Origin of the sequence: Mesorhizobium sp. M0047 (assembly GCF_040323315.1) — a bacterium.
GTDB lineage: Bacteria > Pseudomonadota > Alphaproteobacteria > Rhizobiales > Rhizobiaceae > Mesorhizobium.
Map to the genome: position 1 here is coordinate 16,083 of NZ_JAMYUW010000006.1, position 18,924 is coordinate 35,006.

Annotated in this window: 19 protein-coding genes; 15 read left to right on the top strand and 4 right to left on the bottom strand. The window is 60.5% G+C overall.

Annotated elements, in window-relative coordinates:
- Window positions 1-127: 127 nt before the first annotated feature.
- The 4 genes from NKJ89_RS07360 to hemP form a co-directional block, all read right to left on the bottom strand.
- Complete coding sequence (locus NKJ89_RS07360; protein ID WP_352601188.1) at window positions 128-319, bottom strand: ferredoxin; 192 nt, start codon at window positions 317-319, stop codon at window positions 128-130.
- A 39-nt stretch (window positions 320-358) separates the two neighbouring features.
- The gene (locus tag NKJ89_RS07365) at window positions 359-1,576 is read right to left on the bottom strand and encodes a cytochrome P450 (RefSeq protein ID WP_352601190.1); all 1,218 of its coding nucleotides are present in this window, start codon (window positions 1,574-1,576) and stop codon (window positions 359-361) included.
- An 892-nt stretch (window positions 1,577-2,468) separates the two neighbouring features.
- Window positions 2,469-3,536 (bottom strand): hemin-degrading factor, encoded by a 1,068-nt coding sequence (locus NKJ89_RS07375; RefSeq protein ID WP_031210704.1) that lies wholly within the window; start codon window positions 3,534-3,536, stop codon window positions 2,469-2,471.
- Window positions 3,537-3,568: 32 nt separating this feature from the next.
- Window positions 3,569-3,673 carry a hemin uptake protein HemP gene (gene hemP, locus NKJ89_RS07380; protein ID WP_352601191.1) on the bottom strand — a complete coding sequence of 35 codons (105 nt, stop codon included), beginning with the start codon at window positions 3,671-3,673 and terminating at the stop codon, window positions 3,569-3,571.
- 549 nt (window positions 3,674-4,222) lie between these two features.
- On the opposite strand from hemP, the gene NKJ89_RS07385 reads away from it, so the two are divergent.
- The 15 genes from NKJ89_RS07385 to NKJ89_RS07455 all read left to right on the top strand — a co-directional run bounded on the left by NKJ89_RS07385 (window position 4,223) and on the right by NKJ89_RS07455 (window position 18,915).
- Window positions 4,223-4,543, top strand: coding sequence for an iron-sulfur cluster assembly accessory protein (locus NKJ89_RS07385; protein WP_352601193.1), 321 nt, complete (start codon window positions 4,223-4,225; stop codon window positions 4,541-4,543).
- Window positions 4,544-4,975: 432 nt separating this feature from the next.
- Window positions 4,976-6,142 carry a cysteine desulfurase NifS gene (gene nifS, locus NKJ89_RS07390; protein WP_352601195.1) on the top strand — a complete coding sequence of 389 codons (1,167 nt, stop codon included), beginning with the start codon at window positions 4,976-4,978 and terminating at the stop codon, window positions 6,140-6,142.
- 25 nt (window positions 6,143-6,167) lie between these two features.
- On the top strand, window positions 6,168-7,376 hold the full coding sequence (nifV, locus tag NKJ89_RS07395; protein WP_352601197.1) for a homocitrate synthase: 1,209 nt from the start codon (window positions 6,168-6,170) through the stop codon (window positions 7,374-7,376).
- Window positions 7,373-7,753: a nitrogenase stabilizing/protective protein NifW gene (gene nifW / locus NKJ89_RS07400; protein WP_352601199.1), complete on the top strand. Its 381-nt coding sequence runs from the start codon at window positions 7,373-7,375 to the stop codon at window positions 7,751-7,753. Before nifV ends, nifW begins: the two co-directional genes overlap by 4 nt.
- 187 nt (window positions 7,754-7,940) lie before the next feature.
- The gene (locus tag NKJ89_RS07405) at window positions 7,941-8,792 is read left to right on the top strand and encodes an electron transfer flavoprotein subunit beta/FixA family protein (RefSeq protein ID WP_352601201.1); all 852 of its coding nucleotides are present in this window, start codon (window positions 7,941-7,943) and stop codon (window positions 8,790-8,792) included.
- Between the two features lie 17 nt (window positions 8,793-8,809).
- Entirely contained in the window at window positions 8,810-9,919 is a 1,110-nt protein-coding gene (locus tag NKJ89_RS07410; protein ID WP_352601203.1) for an electron transfer flavoprotein subunit alpha/FixB family protein, read from the top strand.
- Window positions 9,920-9,928: 9 nt separating this feature from the next.
- Window positions 9,929-11,236, top strand: coding sequence for an FAD-binding protein (locus tag NKJ89_RS07415; RefSeq protein WP_352601205.1), 1,308 nt, complete (start codon window positions 9,929-9,931; stop codon window positions 11,234-11,236).
- A gap of 11 nt (window positions 11,237-11,247) precedes the next feature.
- Window positions 11,248-11,547: a ferredoxin family protein gene (locus tag NKJ89_RS07420; RefSeq protein ID WP_023678245.1), complete on the top strand. Its 300-nt coding sequence runs from the start codon at window positions 11,248-11,250 to the stop codon at window positions 11,545-11,547.
- A gap of 179 nt (window positions 11,548-11,726) precedes the next feature.
- A complete protein-coding gene (gene nifA / locus NKJ89_RS07425) occupies window positions 11,727-13,490 on the top strand; it encodes a nif-specific transcriptional activator NifA (RefSeq protein ID WP_502904103.1) in 1,764 nt (587 codons plus the stop codon).
- A gap of 239 nt (window positions 13,491-13,729) precedes the next feature.
- Window positions 13,730-15,208, top strand: a complete 1,479-nt coding sequence (gene nifB, locus NKJ89_RS07430) for a nitrogenase cofactor biosynthesis protein NifB (RefSeq protein WP_352601207.1) — start codon at window positions 13,730-13,732, stop codon at window positions 15,206-15,208.
- 31 nt (window positions 15,209-15,239) lie between these two features.
- Window positions 15,240-15,434, top strand: coding sequence for a 4Fe-4S dicluster domain-containing protein (locus NKJ89_RS07435; protein ID WP_023672218.1), 195 nt, complete (start codon window positions 15,240-15,242; stop codon window positions 15,432-15,434).
- A gap of 96 nt (window positions 15,435-15,530) precedes the next feature.
- Window positions 15,531-15,851 carry a nitrogen fixation protein NifZ gene (locus NKJ89_RS07440; RefSeq protein ID WP_352601209.1) on the top strand — a complete coding sequence of 107 codons (321 nt, stop codon included), beginning with the start codon at window positions 15,531-15,533 and terminating at the stop codon, window positions 15,849-15,851.
- On the top strand, window positions 15,848-16,060 hold the full coding sequence (gene nifT, locus NKJ89_RS07445) for a putative nitrogen fixation protein NifT (protein WP_023795981.1): 213 nt from the start codon (window positions 15,848-15,850) through the stop codon (window positions 16,058-16,060). The genes NKJ89_RS07440 and nifT overlap by 4 nt, the downstream gene beginning before the upstream one ends.
- Before the next feature lie 33 nt (window positions 16,061-16,093).
- Window positions 16,094-16,999 (top strand): SIR2 family NAD-dependent protein deacylase, encoded by a 906-nt coding sequence (locus NKJ89_RS07450; protein ID WP_352601212.1) that lies wholly within the window; start codon window positions 16,094-16,096, stop codon window positions 16,997-16,999.
- A 71-nt stretch (window positions 17,000-17,070) separates the two neighbouring features.
- Window positions 17,071-18,915, top strand: a complete 1,845-nt coding sequence (locus tag NKJ89_RS07455) for an ABC transporter ATP-binding protein (RefSeq protein ID WP_352601214.1) — start codon at window positions 17,071-17,073, stop codon at window positions 18,913-18,915.
- Window positions 18,916-18,924 lie beyond the last annotated feature (9 nt).

Genomic DNA, 18,924 nt, shown 5'->3' on the forward strand with positions numbered 1-18,924 from the left:
ACCTGCGGAGTGGGACGTGGACCGCCCCGGGAAAGAGGTCGCGCGCCGGTCCTTTCCAGGGCGGCCATATGGTCGACCCCATTCAAGCCCGCCAGACTCAGGGTTGAATGACGTCCGATTCAAAGCGTCAGCGAGTGAGTTCCAGCGCACGTTCAGGACAGGATCGCACGCCTCGTGATGCAGGCAGTTCATCCCCTTCCGCAACTTCAATGTCACCAAGCAGGATGTAACCGTCATCATCGAGTTTGAAGATGTCAGGCGCTTGCGCCGCGCATCGCGCGTGGCCCTGGCATTTGGCCTTTTGGACGATGATGCGCATGGCACTGCCTCCATTGTTTGTGCCCGGCTCGGGGCGGGCCTAAGACCAGTCCATGATCAAATTTTCGATCCCGAACACATGGCCGCCAGAAGTTATCGGCGCCGTACCCTGCTTGATCCTGAAAGCCGGGATGCGCGCCAGCCACTCCTCCAGGCCAATGACAATCTCCCGCCGGGCAAGGTGTGAGCCAAGGCAACGGTGGGGACCATAGCCAAACGCTGCGTGGCGGTTGTCCTCCCGCTCCAAATCAATCGTGTTGGGGCATGCGAATTCCGCCGGGTCACGATTGGCAATCATAGTGGCGCAGGAAACATAGTCCCCCTTCCGGATCGGCGCGCCTTCGAAGTCGATATCTTTCGTGGCCACGCGGATCAACTGAATGGGCGGATAGGCCCGCAGCAATTCTTCGGTTGCGAGCGGGATGCGGTCCGGTTCGCTCCGCAGCAATTGCTGGTCTTTGAGGTTGCGTGCGAGGTACGCCAAGTCAAAGCCTATAGCTGCTGCGACCGTGTCGAGCCCAGCGACGAAGACAAGCACGCCGATGCCGCGGACTTGGGTGTCCGTCAGCCGGCGGCCCTCGACCTGTGCCTGCACGATAAAGGTCATGAAATCGTCAACCGCCTCCTGGCGGCGCATGGCTGCAAGTTCGTCGATGAATGCCACGATCGTCCGGGCAGCCACAGGTCGTTCCTTATCGTCACCGTGGAGCAGATCTTTCCCCCAGCCGACGAATGTTTCGAGTCGGTCATCGGGCAACCCCAGAAAGCGAAGAAAGGTGCTCACCGCGAAAGGAAAGGCAAAATCCTTCATCGCGTCGCAGCTTGTGCCCGATGCGACAATTCTATCGATCAGCATGATCGCTTGCTCGCGGACAGCCGGCTCCAACACCCTCACCCGCTTTGGCGAAAGCAGCGGACTGAGCAGTGAGCGAAAGACGCCATGGGCCGGTGGATCGAGCTCAAGCGGGATCGTCGGCCAGTTTTCACCCAGTATGGAGGAGAAGATGCTGCGATGGCTGGAAAAAGTCTCTGCGTCCTGCAGCACCCTCCGCTGGTCCGCGGCACGGGTGATGACCCAGGTACCCCGGCCATCTTGCGTGTTGTAGCGGGAGTAAAAGATCGGAGGCCCGTCATGTACGCAAGCGACAGCTGCGTGTGGATCCCCGTCGGGTGTTGGTGGCATCCCTGGCGATGTAAACAGGCTGAAGTCCCTCACCATTTCGGGTGGGACATGATCTGGAACGGGGTTGGTCGCCATTTTGTTTTCTCTACATTGGCGTTCATGGCTCGATTGAGATCGCACGGCTGTTCATAAATTCGATTTCCAGCATGGGCACGTCTCTTGTCGGGCGCCTTCTAGATTCTGTCGCCTGATACAGCCCACCTGCACCAGCGCGGATGAGATCGGTTGCGAAGTCGATCAGAAGGGGCATCTCCGCCGCTCTGCGGTCATGAAGCAAAGCCGCCGCTATCCCCGTTGGGGTTGAGAGGCTGGTCAATCACCTCTGAGCTCCGTGACGCACTGCTGATGCCCTGCTGATCAAATCGTCGAAGCAAGTCGCGTGCCGGATAGGCGTACCCATGGCGCTGCACCAAGCAATGCCAGCCTGCACTGGGCCCGCGGCTGGGATCACCTGTCCATCATTCTTAGGACAACGTCCGACAACCGACATCCGTGGTCGGTTTTGTCGAGTCCGCGACATCAAGCTGTTCGGCTTGGCTGCTGCTGCACAGCCTTCCGGTCGACGAGCGAGGAGATCGCTCGCACGGCCCGGATTGAGCAACGACGCGATCCAGCGCAAGGATCGACTGCGGTCCGATAAGACCCGACGGCGCTTGCGCGCGATGATCGGAATATCAACAAGGTCGAGCCGCGCTTCGGTTCGGTGTTGATGGCGTATGCGTTTTCGCTCGCAGGCGCTGCAAGGATTTTCGGTCAGACGGCGATGCACTCGTGCGCACCGGTCCGGCCGGCGACCAGCTTGACTGTATCGATGCGGTCCATTCCGGCGTGCATCACCTGACCGTGCGCATCCGCTACGAGGGCAAGCCTTTCCGCTCATGGACCTAAATTTCCTCGCGAGCCGCTGTCGGAACGTGGTGCCGAGTCCTATAGCGGCCGGTTCAATCCGAGGGCCTGTCGGCACACTCTATACATCCCTGTCGCTCGGACCGGGAATGCGTGGCAGACTCTCGGCCAGAAATCGCCAGTCGCTGCGCTCGCGTTCGCCTTCCTTGCGCGTGCCGAAGAACTGGATGATCATCTTGCCGTCGGCGCCATAGGCTTCAATGGACGTGACGTGACCGTCCCTCGTCGGCTTGCGCACGGCCCAGACCTCGCGGATGTGATGGGTCCTCAGATGCAGATGGAAGGTCTCGTCGAGCACATTGATCCGCGGCCCGATCTGCTTGACCGACTTGATCGGGCCGGAATGGATCTGGATGCAACCACGATTGCCGACAAAGCACATGATAGGCATCTCGTCTTCGGCCGCCTGTTGGAACAGGGCGCCAACGGCATCATTGTCGAGCAGCCAAGCGTAATCTTCGTCGGCCATACGCATTGCCTGGCAGCGGCTGAGCTTCAGTGTCTTCAACATATGGTAGAACTGATGCACGTCGCTCAGCCGGCTCCAGTGCTCGCGTAGGTCGTCGGCCGTGGCGGCTTGGTCTGGACTCACTGCGTTATCGCGCGCACCGCCCGCTTCGACCGATATGATCGGCTCCTGGTCGTAGGATACGAGCTCTGCCGTCAGATCCTGATAGGCGTGCAGGTTCGAGGCGGGCCTGAGATGTACTTTGTGCATCGCCTCGCCGGCGGCATCAAAGAATTGCAGGCTGCGGCGGATCTCGGCTCCCTCGCGCTTCTCGACGGCGAAGCCATACGCCCACGCTTCCGGGAAGATGCGCAGGTCGATGTCGTCGCCGAGCACCATGGCATGCTGGTTGCCGGTGACCACTTTGTCGTAGACGCCGATCTTTTGGTGCACGGCACTTTCGTTGCGGGTGAGCGCCATCACCTCGCCGACCGCTTCGAGGCCCGTCAGCAGATCATCGACGCGCGGCTCGATGCGCACCGCGCCGTGACCACAATGCGCCGCGACCAATTCGGCTTCCGAAATGCCCAATCGAGCGGCGAGATCATGCTCCCGGATTTTCGGATTGTCTTTGCACGCCCGCCGTATTTCGTCGGGCGACGGTTTCTCGCGTTGGTCCATGTCTTACCCCTGCTTCCACCTACGTGTGAGGATCAGCTGCCCTGCCCGGGAATCTTCAGCCGATAAGGCGCGCCGAAATGCTCGATCCTGATCTGCTGCTGGCCCATGAACAAAGTGTCGCTGGACAGCGTGCACACGGCGTCGCACCCGCGCGAAAACCCGCGAGCAGGCACATGCCGATGGCAGCATCCCATCGAGCCGGTCGGCGGCTATTGGGCGGTGGTGAGCGAGTGTGGGTGTTGTCGCAATCGGCCAAGCGGGCATTCGGATGCCACGGGCGGCGCTGCTTTGCCAAGCGAGGCGTATCTGACCCGGTCCTGACATGTTGCTCCCTTGCTTCGCCCCATCCATCGCGAGGGCACCCACGGCATGATTGTGGATCGGCATGCTCTTGCCGCCCCGCCAAACGGAGCCTCAAAAACCGTGCCAATTGCGCCGAAGCAAGCTCAGAAGAAGTTCTGTATTTGGTGATGTGAGTTCAACCAAGAACTCAGGCCCAACATCCCTCGTGGCAGACCCGACAAACCCGACAGTACGTGTCGGTTGGCCGACAGCTTCGCAGCAATGCACTCACAAGAAGCACGGCAGTGTCAGAGATGCCGCGCTGTGTTGAAACCTTTCTTCGCTTTGGCACGGTGCATGCGACGTGATGCGCAAGCAGGTCCCGGACTGAGGAGAATGGAGCCATGATTACGCTCACCGACAACGCCGTTGCCGCCTTCAAGACTGCTCTTTCCCGCGCCAGCGAGCCGGCGGAAGGCTTTCGCATCATGGTCGAGGCCGGCGGCTGCGCCGGCTTCAAATACTTAATGGGCCTGGAGAGCGTGTCGCGCGAGGGCGACGCGATCACTGACACCGATGGGATCAAGCTGTTCGTGGACACGGGCTCCCAACCCCATGTCGCCGGCATGACCGTTGACTTCCTCACCGGGCTCGAATCTTCCGGCTTTGTCTTCGATAACCCTAATGCGCGCGAGAAGTGCGGCTGCGGCAAGTCCTTCAGTTAAACGCCCGAAGGCCCTATGCGGCCGTCGGACTCATTTTGCGGCAGAGGAGACTTATATGGCCGGCACGACAGATGTCCCCGTCCCAAAGACCAAGGAAAACGGATCTCGGGAGCCATTCGCTTCCGGTAAGGTGCAAAGAACGCCGCCTCCCGAAACAGCTCGGGTCCTGGTGTCACCCGAGCTGCTTGCGGACAGATCGCGCTGCTGTGCCAAATTCGGCTCATCGATAACGTTATCGCGTTCGCATCCTTACCTGCGGGCTGACGACGGGCACCGCGAAGATGTCCATCTCGACGGAGATCCGGTCTGCGTCAAACACTCCGGGCGTCTGCGCGGGCTGCCAGTTCAGGCCCATTATCATCAACGGCATGCGCCAGAGGCTCAACGAGTCGGTCCGCGCCGCGTCATTATGGTCAACTGAGGATCGCACCTATGAAGCCTGTCTACCTCGACAACAACGCAACCACACGGGTCGATCCTGCGGTCCTGCAAGCGATGTTGCCGTTCTTTAGGGATCAATTCGCCAACCCTTCGTCGGCGCACGCTCTTGGCGCCTCAGTCAGTGCGGCGGTGAGAAAGGCGCGGAGGCAGTTGCAAGCGCTGATCGGCGCGGAGTTCGACGATGAGATCGCCTTCACCTCGGGTGGGACAGAAAGCGACAATGCAGCGCTTCTTTCAGCGCTCGAGGCGGCGCCCAACCGAACCGAGATCGTTACGTCCGCGGTCGAGCATCCCGCCGTGCTGACGCTTTGCGCGCATCTTGAGAAGACCGGCCGCGTCAAGGTGCACAGGATCCCGGTGGATTGCCGTGGCCGGCTCGACCTCGACGCCTATATGGCCGCCCTCACCCCACAGGTGGCAATCGTTTCCATAATGTGGGCGAACAACGAGACTGGTGTGATCTTCCCCGTGGCCAGGCTTGCCGAGTTGGCCAAGGAAGTGGGCGCCCTATTCCATACCGATGCTGTGCAGGCGGTCGGCAAGCTTCCGATGGACCTGAAGTCGACCTCAATCGACATGCTGTCGCTCTCCGGCCACAAGCTGCACGGGCCGAAAGGGATCGGTGCGCTTTTCGTAAAACGTGGCGTGAACTTCCATTCGCTGATCAAGGGGGGCCACCAAGAACACAACCGGCGTGCCGGCACCGAGAATACGCCCGGCATAGCCGGGCTCGGGACGGCGGCCGAACTCGCATTGAAATTCATGGACGACGAGACCACACGGGTAAAGTCGCTCCGCGATCGTCTGGAGGGCGGGATCCTCCAGCGCATCCCAGGCACCTGTGTCACTGGTGATCCCGTGCAACGGTTGCCCAACACCGCAAACATCTCCTTCGAACATGTCGACAGTGATGGAATTCCACTTCTCCTCAGCCGCATTGGCATCGCGTGTTCCTCTGGCTCGGCCTGCACCTCCGGCTCTCTGGAACCAAGCCATGTCCTAAGCGCGATGAAAACGCCGCACGCGGCAGTCCGCTTCTCCTTGGCGCGGGACAACAGCGAAGAGGATATCGACCGGGTGCTCGAGGTCATGCCGGCAATCGTGGGGAAGCTGCGCAGCTTTTTCGGTTCTGGGCCGGGTAATCCGGTCTATGCGTGAGCGGCAGAAGAACAGGCTACCGGTCATGACCCGTCATGTCTCTCTCAACGATACGACCTTGCGCGATGGCGAGCAGGCGCCGGGCGTCGCCTTTACCACGACGGAAAAGCTGGAGATCGCCGAGTCTCTTGCGGCGGCCGGCGTCACAGAGATCGAGATCGGCACGCCGGTCATGGGCGCCGACGAGATCGAAACAATTCGCGCCGTGGTCGCGCGGCGTCTCCCGGTTCGGCTCATGGCCTGGTGCCGGATGACGTCGCTGGATCTCGATGCAGCGATCGAGAGCGGCGTCCACGCCGTCAATCTATCGCTGCCAGGGTCGGACATCCAACTTGCCGCCAAGCTCGGCCTCGACAAGGCGGGGGCGCTCCAGGTCATCGATCATATGGTCAGGCGCGCCGCCGCCGCCGGCTTCTTTGTCGCGGTGGGCTGCGAGGATGCCTCGCGGGCCAATCGGGATCATCTCGCCCGCGTCATCGAGACGGCTGCACGCGCCGGCGCAAGCCGCGTCAGGCTAGCCGACACGGTCGGTGTTCTCGACCCCTTTTCGACCTTTGAACTTGTCGCCCAGCTCGTGGCGCGGTCTCCAATCGACCTTGAATTTCATGCGCACAACGATCTCGGACTTGCTGGCGCCAACACGTTAGCCGCGATCCGCGCGGGCGCGCGCCATGCCTCCGTCACCGTCCTGGGGCTCGGCGAGCGTGCGGGCAATGCCGCGCTGGAAGAGGTGGCCGCCGCGATGGCGGTCTTCGGCGGCGCAGATACCGGCATCGAGCTGACCGCATTGCCCGGCCTCGCCGCCGAGGTGGCCTGGGCCGCCCGCCGGCAGACCGCGGCCACTAAGCCGGTCGTCGGCGCCGATGTTTTCACCCACGAATCCGGCATTCACGTCGCAGGGCTGCTGAAGGACTCGCGTACTTATCAGGGGCTTGATCCGGCTCTCGTGGGCCGCTGCCGGCGGATCGTCATCGGCAAGCATTCCGGCGCCACTGCGATTGCCCATGTGCTGAGCGAAAGCGGTCGCGATCTCGACCCGGATCTGGCAGCCGCGATGGTGGCCCGCGTCCGGCGCGAGGCGGCCGAGACCAAATCAACGGTCACTGCAACTCAACTGGTCGAGCTCTACGATAAAATGTGCAGCGAGGCGTCCCTCTTCGAGCTGTGCGGGTCCAGGTCGGCCGCGCGCGCGCGTGCAGAGGCCACAGTTTTGCGACCAGGGAGAATGCAATGAATTGTTCCGCTGACAGCCGCCCCATCGATGTCACAGACATCCTCGCACGACTGAAGCGCCTGTCGGCCGCGGAGGAGTTCTTCTCAGTCCTTGGCGTCTCCTATGACCCGAAGGTGCTGAATGTCTCGCGGCTCCATATAATGAAACGCGTGGGCCAATACCTTGCCGACGAAGATTTCTCCGGTCTGCCCGACCAGGTGATTGCCGCGAGGGTGCGCGCGACGCTCGAACGCGCTTACGAGGACTTTGCGATTTCCTCGCCGCTCACGCATCGGGTCTTCAAGGTGCTCAAAGACCACGATCCGAACAAACCTGCCGCGCCGAGTCACACCTTTGTCCCGTTCGACTCGGTACTGAAGCGGTTCGGACGGGAATGAGCGGCGACAAGGGTTGCGACGCGACAATGTCGAGCAGCCGACAAATCCGGTCATCACCACAGCGCCGTCAGAAGCAACCAGCCGAAGTTGTAGGAAAGGGGCAGCGCAAGAGACTTGGCACGAATTATGCGGATCAAGGAGATAACCGCAATGCCCGCACCCGGACAGGAGCCTAGAGAAACCGCCAATGCACATCGTAATCTGCATCAAGCAGGTGCCGGACTCGGCACAGATAAGGGTCCATCCGGTGACGAACACAATCATGCGCCAGGGTGTTCCGACCATCATCAACCCTTACGACCTGTTCGCCCTCGAAGAAGCGCTCAGACTGCGCGATGCCTATGGCGGCGAAGTCACTGTGCTCACCATGGGTCCGCCCATGGCAGAGGACGCGCTGCGCAAGGCGCTCGGCTACGGCGCCGACCGAGCGGTGCTCTTGACCGACCGCTATTTTGCCGGCTCCGACACGCTGGCGACCTCGTTCGCCCTTTCCCAGGCAATCGCGAAGGTCGGCGAGACGTTCGGCACGCCAGACCTCGTCTTCACCGGCAAGCAGACGATCGATGGCGACACCGCCCAGGTCGGGCCCGGCATCGCCAAGCGCCTCGGACTCCTGCAACTGACCTATGTCGCGAAGATCCCCTCTATTGACCTTGCTGCAGGCGAGATCAAGGTCGAGCGCCGCTCCGAAGGTGGCACACAGATGCTGAAGAGCAGGCTGCCTTGCCTCATCACCATGCTGGAAGGCACAAACGAGATCCGCCGGGGCTCGATCCAGGACGCCTTGTGCGCCGCGCGCAGCCAGGTCTTGAAATGGAGCGCGGCCGACGCCGGCATCGAGGATCTCACCAAATGCGGCCTGCGCGGCTCACCGACGGTCGTCAAGCGTGTTTTCGCCCCTGCTGCGCGAGCGGAAAAGGCGGCACTAATCGACACCGCCGAGAAGGCCTTGCGCGATGTCGCTGACGAACTCATCACCGCAATCTTCACTCGCCAGCCGGCGCTGGAACATGAGCTCGCCTTCAACGGCGGCGCGTGACGGCAAGGAGTAAAACGATGTCGACCGCGAACCGAGAAACCCCTCGCCCTGCCGCCGGCCGCGCCGGCATAAAGAAGGAGCTGCCCGCCCATTTCAAGGACTACCGGCACGTTTGGGTTTTCATCGAGCTCGAACGCGGCCAGGTCCATCCCGTATCATTCGAACTGCTCGGCGAAGGCCGCAAATTAGCAGACAAGCTTGAGGTCCAGCTTGCAGGCGTCGTGCTCGGACCGCCGGGAGAGGCCATCGGGAACGCCGTTGCCGAAGCATTCGCCTATGGTGCTGACCTTGTCTACATCGCCGAGGCGCCCCTGCTCGCCGACTATCGGAACGAGCCTTTCACCAAGGCGATGACGGATCTGGTCGATACCCACAAACCCGAAATCCTTCTTCTCGGTGCCACCACACTCGGCAGGGATCTTGCCGGCTCCGTGGCGACGACCTTGCAGACAGGGCTCACGGCCGACTGCACCGAACTCGATGTGGATACCGACAGTTCGCTCGCCGCCACGCGTCCGACTTTCGGCGGTTCCTTGTTGTGCACGATCTATACGCTCAATTTCCGCCCTCAGATGGCGACAGTGCGGCCAAGGGTCATGCCCATGCCGCAGCGGACGGATAAACCGGTCGGGCGTGTCATCCGGCACAAGCTCTCGCTTGCCGAGGACGAGATCGCTACCAAAGTCCTCGGCTTCCTGCCGGACAATCAGTCGGAAAAGGCAAACCTTGCCTATGCCGACGTCGTGGTTGCGGGAGGCCTTGGTCTTGGCGCGGCGGAGAACCTGCAGCTTGTGAAGAACCTCGCGCGAGCAATCGGCGCCGAGCATGGCTGTTCGCGCCCGTTGGTCCAGAAGAGCTGGATGCCAGCTGATCGGCAGATCGGCCAAACTGGCAAGACCATCCGGCCGAAGCTTTACATAGCGGCCGGGATTTCCGGCGCCGTCCAGCATCGGGTTGGCGTCGAGGGGGCGGATCTCATCGTGGCCATCAATACCGACCCGAACGCGCCGATTTTCGATTTCGCTCACCTCGGAATCGTCACCGACGCGATCCGCTTCCTGCCCGCACTGACGGAAGCCTTCACCCGGCGGCTGTCGCCCCACAGTCGCGATAAGCTTGCGAGCTAAGGGACGGACATGATCGAGGAAAACTTCGACGCCATTGTTGTTGGGGCAGGCATGTCCGGAAACGCAGCTGCTTACACCATGGCCAGCCATGGCCTAAAGGTGCTGCAGTTGGAGCGCGGTGAATATCCGGGCTCCAAGAATGTCCAAGGTGCCATCATGTACGCGAACATGCTGGAGAAGATCATCCCGGATTTCAGGGACGATGCGCCTCTCGAGCGGCATTTGGTTGAACAGCGGCTTTGGGTGATGGACGACACATCCCATACCGGGATTCACTATCGGTCGGACGACTTCAATGAGGCCAAGCCCAACCGATACACAATCATCCGTGCCCAGTTCGACAAATGGTTTTCGCGTAAGGTGCGCGAGGCCGGCGCGACGGTTCTGTGCGAGACGACCGTGACGGAGCTCATCCGTGACGCGAAGGACAGGGTGATTGGCGTGCGCACAGACCGGGCCGGCGGAGCCATCTACGCGGACGTGGTCGTTCTCGCAGAAGGTGTCTGCGGACTGCTTGGCACGCGAGCCGGCCTGCGGCAGATGCCGAAGCCACAAACCGTGGCGCTCGCCGTTAAGGAAATGCATTTCCTGCCCGAAGAGGTCATTGAGCAGCGGTTCGGCGTCAAGGGCGATGAAGGCTGCGTGATCGAGGCGGTGGGCACGACCTCCCGCAGCATGGCCGGGCTCGGCTTCCTCTACACCAACAAGGAGTCGATCTCACTGGGCATTGGCTGCCTCGTCTCCGATTTCGCCGCGATGGTCGAGAGCCCCTACGTTCTCCTCGACGCCTTAAAGAGCCATCCTTCGATCCGGCCGCTGATCGCCGGCTCGGAAGTGAAAGAATATTCCGCACACCTCATTCCCGAAGGCGGCTACAAGGCTATTCCGCAGCTCTTTGGCGATGGTTGGGTCGTGGTCGGCGATGCCGCGCAACTGAACAACGCCATTCACCGCGAGGGTTCGAACCTCGCCATGACCTCCGGCCGCATCGCGGCTGAGGCAATCATCGAGGTCAACAGCCGCAACGCTCCTATGACCAAACGAAATCTCGCTCTTTACAAAGCCATGCTGGACAAGTCCTTCGTGGTCAAGGACCTAAAGAAATACAAAGATATGCCGGCCTTGCTCCACACCAATTCCGGCAATTACTTCACAACTTATCCGCGGTTGATGTCGCAAGCCGCGCAGAACTTCATGCGTGTCGACGGCACGCCGAAGATCGAGAAGGAAAAGGCGACCACGGCGGCCTTCATCAAGGCGCGCTCGCGTTGGGGGCTGCTCAGCGACGCGGTCCGCCTTGCATTGGCGTGGCGCTGAAGGGAGACGAAATGACGATCGCAGTGACAAAGTCACGTGTCGAGGACAAGCTTTACCAGAACCGCTACTTGGTGGATTCCGGCCGCCCGCATATCAAAGTGCGACCGCACGAGAGGCCAAGCGCGAACTTGCTCGCGCTTACCCACGTCTGCCCGGCGAAATGTTATGAGTTGAACGACAAAGGTCAAGTGGAGATCACTGCTGACGGCTGCATGGAGTGCGGCACCTGCCGGATTTTGTGTGAGACCAGTGGCGAGATCGAGTGGAACTATCCACGCGGCGGTTTCGGAGTCCTCTTCAAATTCGGATGACCGACGCACGCACGTATTAAGAGGGTTGATCTTGATACAGTTTAGGTCTCGCCCAACGCCAAGTCTATCTTCGTTGCTTCGATCGTCGCTTTGACGAAGAGAAGCTCGTGAATACTGTGCTTTCAGAATTCAGATAAAAAAGGAGGAGCACTCTGGACCACAACCCCTGAGGTGTTTCCATGACCCACGGACCGCAAGATCGGGTCGACGAGGTTGGACCTCGGGAGACCCGCCCTGAACCGCCCATCAAAAGCATGCCCCAATCAGATATCGCGCTCAGAGGACTCTACGAGATATCGAAGGTGCTGACCGCCCCCAGCGAGCTGGAGATTACGCTCGCCAATGTCGTGAACGTCCTGCCTTCATTTCTGCAGATGCGTCACGGAGCAATCGTCGTCCTGGACGCTGAAGGAGAGCTGGAGATTGCCGCGACTGCCGGCAATACCCACGTACGTCAATCAGGCACTCGCCGCGTCATACCACAGGCCGTAACAGATCAAATCGTCGCTACGGGGACGCCGCTCTTCATACCGGACGTGCGCGAGTCCCAACTATTTCAGGCTGACCTTCAAACGTCTTCGAGCATCGGAACCATCCCAATTGCCTTTATCGGTATCCCGCTAAAGGCTGATCATGATATCCTTGGGACATTGTCGATCGACCGCGCCGGAGACGGCGCCACCGACTTTCGCGACGACGAGGACATTTATTTCCTGACGATGGTCGCCAACCTTGTCGGCCGGACCATCCGCCTCCATCGCGCCCTGAGTACAGATCGTCAGCGGTGTGGCCATGAGCAATCGGGACCGGAGAAATCGCCCAACGAGGGGAGGACCTACGGCCCTGCCCGGCATGCGGATGCCAAAATCGACGGGATCATCGGGGAAAGCCCCGCACTCAAGCAGGTGCTCGAAACCGTCTCGGTCGTAGCAGGGACCAATTCCACCGTGCTTCTGCGGGGTGAAAGCGGCACCGGCAAGGAATTCTTTGCGCAGGCCATCCATAAGCTCTCACGTCGGAGGAAGAAGTCTTTCGTCAAATTGAACTGCGCCGCACTGTCTGAAAGCGTTCTGGAGTCAGAACTGTTTGGGCATGAGAAGGGCGCTTTCACGGGTGCTATCTCCCAGCGCGCCGGTCGTTTTGAATTGGCAAATGAGGGAACGCTGCTACTTGATGAAATCGGCGAGATTTCGCCGGCCTTTCAAGCCAAGCTGTTGCGTGTCTTGCAGGAAGGCGAGTTGGAGCGAGTCGGCGGCACCAAAACGCTACAGGTCGACGTGCGCCTCATATGCGCCACCAACAAGGACCTCGAGACGGCCGTCATAAAAGGGGAGTTCAGGGCCGACCTTTATTACCGCATCAATGTCGTGCCAATTATCCTGCCGCCGCTCAGAGAGCGACCCGGCGATATTCCACGCCTTGCGAACGCCTTCCTCAACCGGTTCAACAAGGAGAACGATCGCGCACTCGCCTTCGCGGCGCCGGCGCTTGACCTGATCTCGCAATGTTACTTCCCTGGTAACGTCCGCGAGCTGGAGAACTGCGTCCAAAGGACGGCCACACTTGCGCGCTCAAGGACGATCACTCCATCCGATTTCGCCTGTGAGAAGGGCCAGTGCCTTTCCTGGCTCCTCTGGAAGCGAGCCGACCGCTCGAATGGCGGCAATGCCATCGACGATCTCGCACGGGTCAACGCAGTGCCGGTCGGATTGCGGCTGCCGGCCAGTTGCATCGGTGCCTCCGCAGGCAAGATATCTCCCCTTACGGCCGGCGATCCGAACGATCCCGCTTGTCCCCCGCGTCTGGCGGAACGCGACCGGGTGATCGACGCGATGGACAAGGCCGGTTGGGTTCAGGCCAGGGCGGCTCGTATCCTCGGCCTCACGCCGCGGCAAGTCGGCTACGCCCTGCGCCGGCATGGTATCGTGGTGAAGAAATTCTAGACGTCGTGATGACGTCAAGCGTAAGCAGCCCGGAGTGGTCTCGCTCACACTCTGCGCGCCCGAGGCTGCTAGCCTCGCGACCCTATTTGCTTGTCCACTGTCGTAAGCCCGACAAAGGTGTGTCGGAGCAATCCGAAGGAATCTGACACAACAAGCCTATTCGTGAACCGAAACAGCTCTTTGAGCTGGCATAGCTCTTGCGCTTTGAACTGCGACATCACGCAGCAACGGAGCCGTTCATGTCCGCACCGGCAATTTCGCTTGAGAGCCTCAGCACGACATTCGGTGACCAGTTGCTTGGCACCATGAAACCCGGTGGCTGCGCGTCTTCGTCCTGCGGCTCGTCGACAAAGCCCGACGACACGGATCCGGCTGTCTGGGAGAAGATCAAGGATCACCCCTGCTTTTCAGAAGAGGCGCATCACTATTTCGCGCGCATGCACGTCGCGGTCGCGCCGGGCTGCAACATCCAGTGCAACTACTGCAATCGCAAATATGACTGCGCTAACGAAAGCCGGCCTGGGGTGGCCTCTGAAAAGCTGACGCCCGACCAGGCGCTACGCAAGGTGATCGCGGTCGCCAGCGAGGTGCCGCAGCTTTCCGTGCTCGGCATCGCCGGACCGGGCGATGCCTGTTACGACTGGAAGAAGACGAAGGCAACCTTCGCGCGGGTTGCCAGGGAAATCCCAGACATCAAGTTTTGCATCTCCACGAATGGGCTGGCGCTGCCGGACCGTGTCGATGAGCTTGCTGACATGAATGTCGATCACGTTACGATCACCATCAACATGGTCGACCCTGAGGTCGGAGCAAAGATCTATCCTTGGATCTTTCATGACCATCGCCGCTACGTCGGCATCCACGCCGCCCGGATCCTGCACGAGCGGCAGATGTTGGGCCTGGAGATGCTGACCGCGCGCGGCATCCTCACCAAAATCAATTCGGTGATGATTCCTGGCGTGAACGATGAGCATCTGATCGAGGTGAATAGATGCGTCAAGGAGCGAGGCGCGTTCCTGCACAACCTCATGCCGCTGATTTCGGACCCGGCGCACGGCACGAACTACGGACTGAGCGGGCAGCGCGGCCCAAACGCAAAGGAGCTGAAGGCTCTTCAGGATCGTCTCGAAGGCGGCGCCCAGTTGATGCGCCACTGCCGGCAGTGCCGGGCAGATGCCGTCGGCATGCTTGGCGAGGATCGTGGCCAGGAATTCACGGCCGACCGGATTCCCGGCGAGGTCACCTACGATGCCAGCAAGCGTAACGCCTATCGGGAGCTGGTCGCGCAGGAGCGCCGTGATCACGTGGCGGCCAGAAGTGAAGCGATCGGATTGGTCAAGGCAGCGAGGCCCGGCAAATCCGTCCTCTTCGCGGTGGCGACCAAGGGCGGCGGCCGCGTCAACGAACATTTCGGACATGCGAAGGAATTCCAGGTTTACGAAGCCTCGCCGAGAGGCATCAGCTTTGTCGGGCATCGCAAGGTCGAGCAGTATTGTCTCGGCGGCTGGAGCGCAGAGGCCACCCTCGATGGCGTCATCGCAGCGCTGGAAGGCATAGATATCGTGCTGTGCGCCAAGATTGGAAATTGCCCGCAGGATCAGCTCGCGGAGGCTGGAATACAAGCGACCGATGCTTATGCCCATGACTATATCGAGACCGCAATCAGTGCGATTTGCGCCGCCGCATTTGGAACTCCCGCACTCGCGGCGACGGCCTGAGCTGTCTCATTCATTCGGACCAGGAGTTAAAATGGCTTTCAAGATCATCGCATCCCAATGCACCCAATGCGGCGCCTGCGAATTCGAATGTCCTTCCGGCGCGATCAAGTTCAAAGGCGAGAGCTACGTGATCGAGTCACAGAAGTGCACCGAATGCGAGGGGGTCTTCGATGCGCAGCAATGTGCCTCGGTATGCCCGGTGCCGAAGACCTGCGTTCCTGCGTGACCACATGGGCTGCCGACATGGTTGGGGCTGCCTACGCAGGACGCCTGGAACGCCTTGTTCACAATCTGCAGCCCCACGAGAAATCAGGGAACGGACATGTCGCTCGGACGCGAAAAGGAGATCGAAATCCGCAGGCCGCCACGCTTCATGCCGGGAGAGCGGGTACGTGCTACTCGCCACATAAAGAATGACGGCACCTATCCTGGCAGGGAGATCGGCGAAAATCTCGTGCGGAAGGGCGACGAGGGATATGTGCGCGACATCGGCACCTTTCTCCAGCAGTTCTTCATCTATGCGGTCGAGTGGATCGACCGTGGCACCGTCGTCGGCATGCGAGCGCGTGAACTGATGAGCCTCGACAAAGCCGAGGCGTCCTGCAGTGCTGAAAGCAATTCCAATGAAGGGACGGGCAGATGAAAGTCATGATCCGCAGGACCGATGCTGGCTTGTCGGCGTATGTTCCCAAAAAAGACCTCGAAGAGCCGATCATCAAGCTCGAGAAGGAAGAGTTGTGGGGCGGAACTATCACGCTCAGGAACGGGTGGCGGCTCCTCCTACCCGATCTTCCACGGGATACGCGTCTGCCGATCACTGTCGAGGCAAGGAAGGTTTCCGAAGAGGACTGATGCTGCCCCTAGGTGCGTCGCGAGGAAACGAGCATGAACACGATCCTGACATCGGACCACCTCGTCATCGTGCGGGACAGTTTTGCCGATAAGCTGCTTGACTTGGCGAAGGAAGCGCTCGCCGCCGATGAGGTGATCCCCTATCTCGGTCCGGGTCTTCTTGGGTTGAACTGTGCGGAACCGCCTGTGCCGCATACTCCGGAGGTCGTTGCCGCGGCGCTCAATGCACGGGCGCCCGCCCCTTCTAGGATCCGCACCAATATGTGGTCGGTTGCGCAGTTCATCGAACAGCGCCGGCATCGCCGGACGCTTCAAGCTTGGATGACCGAGATATTCGCATCGCCGGTGAGGCCAACCCTCCTCCACGCCTGGCTCGCAAGGCTGCCGCTCTCCCTCATCATCGACAGCTGGTATGACAGCGCGATGCGCACGGCTCTGGTAGAGACCGGCCGAACGGACGTCGTTGAGATACAAGGCGTCACGCGGGCGAACGAAATCGGCAACATTTGGACGAAAACCTACGATTTGTCCGGGAGGGAGCTCGACGCTCGATCGGGGGCAAAGACGGTCCTCTATGCACCTCACGGGAGTAGTAGGCCCTCGCAAAACTTTCTCGTCGCAGATTCCGACTATGTCGAAGTCCTGACCGAAATTGATATCCAGACACCGATCCCAGACGTGGTGAAGGAACGGCGCATCACCCGTGGATTTTTCTTCGTTGGCTGCCGCTTCAACGATCAGATGCTGCGCACCTACGCCAGACAGATCATGAAGCGCTCCTGCGGTCCCTACTGCACTGTAATGGACGCGGAAACCCTGACCAGAAACGAAGCGCGTTTCCTTGCGGCGAGCGGAATCACGGTGATCGACATGCCACTTAGTCAAGCGGCGGCTCGGCTTCTGGGAACGGGCAAGGCTGCAGGTTGTGGACAGGATTAAAATGGCGTCGCCTTTGATGATGCGTCCTTCGGCTTTCCTCGAAGGCGCAAAATGCAGTCGGGAATACACCCGTGAACAGTGATGCTGTCGGCAGCGCAACGAACGCTCTGAAGTCGTTGACCCATGTTGAAGCGGCCCGCTGGGGCCGGGATTTGAGTACGCTGTTGCGCATAACGCGTATGAATTTTCGGCATCCCTGGCAGGTCGCCTTCGCTATGGGCTCGACGATCATGGCGGCAATCCTCCAGTTGCTCATTCCCCAGCTTCTCGGCCGGGCTGTCGACCAGGCCCAGACAGCCATCGGGGGCGGTGTCGTCGGGAGCGCGGCAGGACAAGCGCTCTGGACCCCGGCTCTCCTGCTGCTCGCCGTCAGCGCGCTACGCGGCCTTTTCACGATGGCGCAGAACTATTTTGCCGAAGCCGTCGGGCATCATGTCGCGTACGAACTGCGGCTCGCCTACTACGACAAGATCCAGCGTCTCAGCTTTTCCTTTCACGACCGGGTCCATTCAGGCGATCTGATCACCATCGGAATGCTCGATCTCCAAGGCGTGCGGATGTATTTTTCCACCGCGCTCGTTCGCGTGGTCCTGCTCACCATGCTGATCGGGATCGGCGCCTACATGATGATCTCGACCGATCCCATGCTCGGCCTGGTCGCGCTGAGCTTCGTGCCTTTTGTCGCCTGGCGCTCATCGACCACACAGCTTAGGCTGCGCGCCACCTGGCTCGACCTCTATGAGCGCCTTTCGGTACTAAGCCGCGTGATGAAGGAGAATCTCGCAGGCATCCGCGTGGTCCGCGCTTTTGCGGCTCAATCCTATGAGATGCTGAAGTTCGACCGCGCTTCCAAGACCGCGCTCGGCCTCGCCAAGGATCTCGTTGACATCTACGTACCCAGCACGTCGGCGATGACCTTGTCCTTCTTTTTCGCAATGGGATTGGTGCTTTGGATCGGTGGCAACAAGCTCGTCGCTGGCGAGATCAGCGTCGGAACGATGGCGACCTTCCTGACCTTCATGACCATCCTGCAAATGCCAGTCCGCCAGATCGGCCTGATGGTCAATGCCTTTGCCCGCGCTTCCAGCTGCGGTTCGCGGCTTTTCGGTCTCCTCGATCAGGAGATCACGATCAGGGATGCTCTCGAGGCCAGACCGCTTGAGATAAGCGTCGGCACTCTGCGCTTCCACAATGTCTCATTTGCGTACCCCAATGTCGAAAACCGCGCCATTCTGAAGAACCTCAGCTTTGAGGCCCGGAGAGGCGAGACGATCGCGATCGTCGGTCCGCAGGGTTCCGGCAAATCGACGATGGCTCATCTGATCCCCCGCTTTTACGACGTGACCGGTGGCGCCATCACGTTGGACGGCCAGGATATACGCAAGGTCACGCTCGAGAGCCTTCGCAAGGCGGTTGCCGTTGTACAGCAGGATGCGTTCCTATTCACCACCACGATCGAGAACAACATCGCTTATGGCGACCCCTGGGCGAAGAGACAGCGAATTGAACACGCTGGCGAATTCGCCCAGCTCCACGACTACATTCTAGGGCTCCCAGCAGGGTATGAGACGGTCGTGGGAGAACGCGGCGTCTCTCTGTCTGGCGGCCAGCGCCAGCGTCTCACGATTGCTCGCACCATGATGCTGCGCCCCTCTGTCGTCGTTTTCGACGACTCGATGGCCGCGATCGATGCCGGCACCGAGCAGCGCATTCGCGCGGCGACGCGGCGCTTCGCCAAGGATCGGGTGACGATCATCATCGCGCACCGGCTGAGTGCGCTTATGCATGCCGATCAGATCCTTTTTGTCGATAACGGCGAAATCGTAGAACGCGGCAAGCATGAAGAGCTTCTGGCGAAGCGGGGACGCTACAAAGCCCTTTACGATCTCCAGACGCGCCCAGGTGATATCATATGACCCAGTATG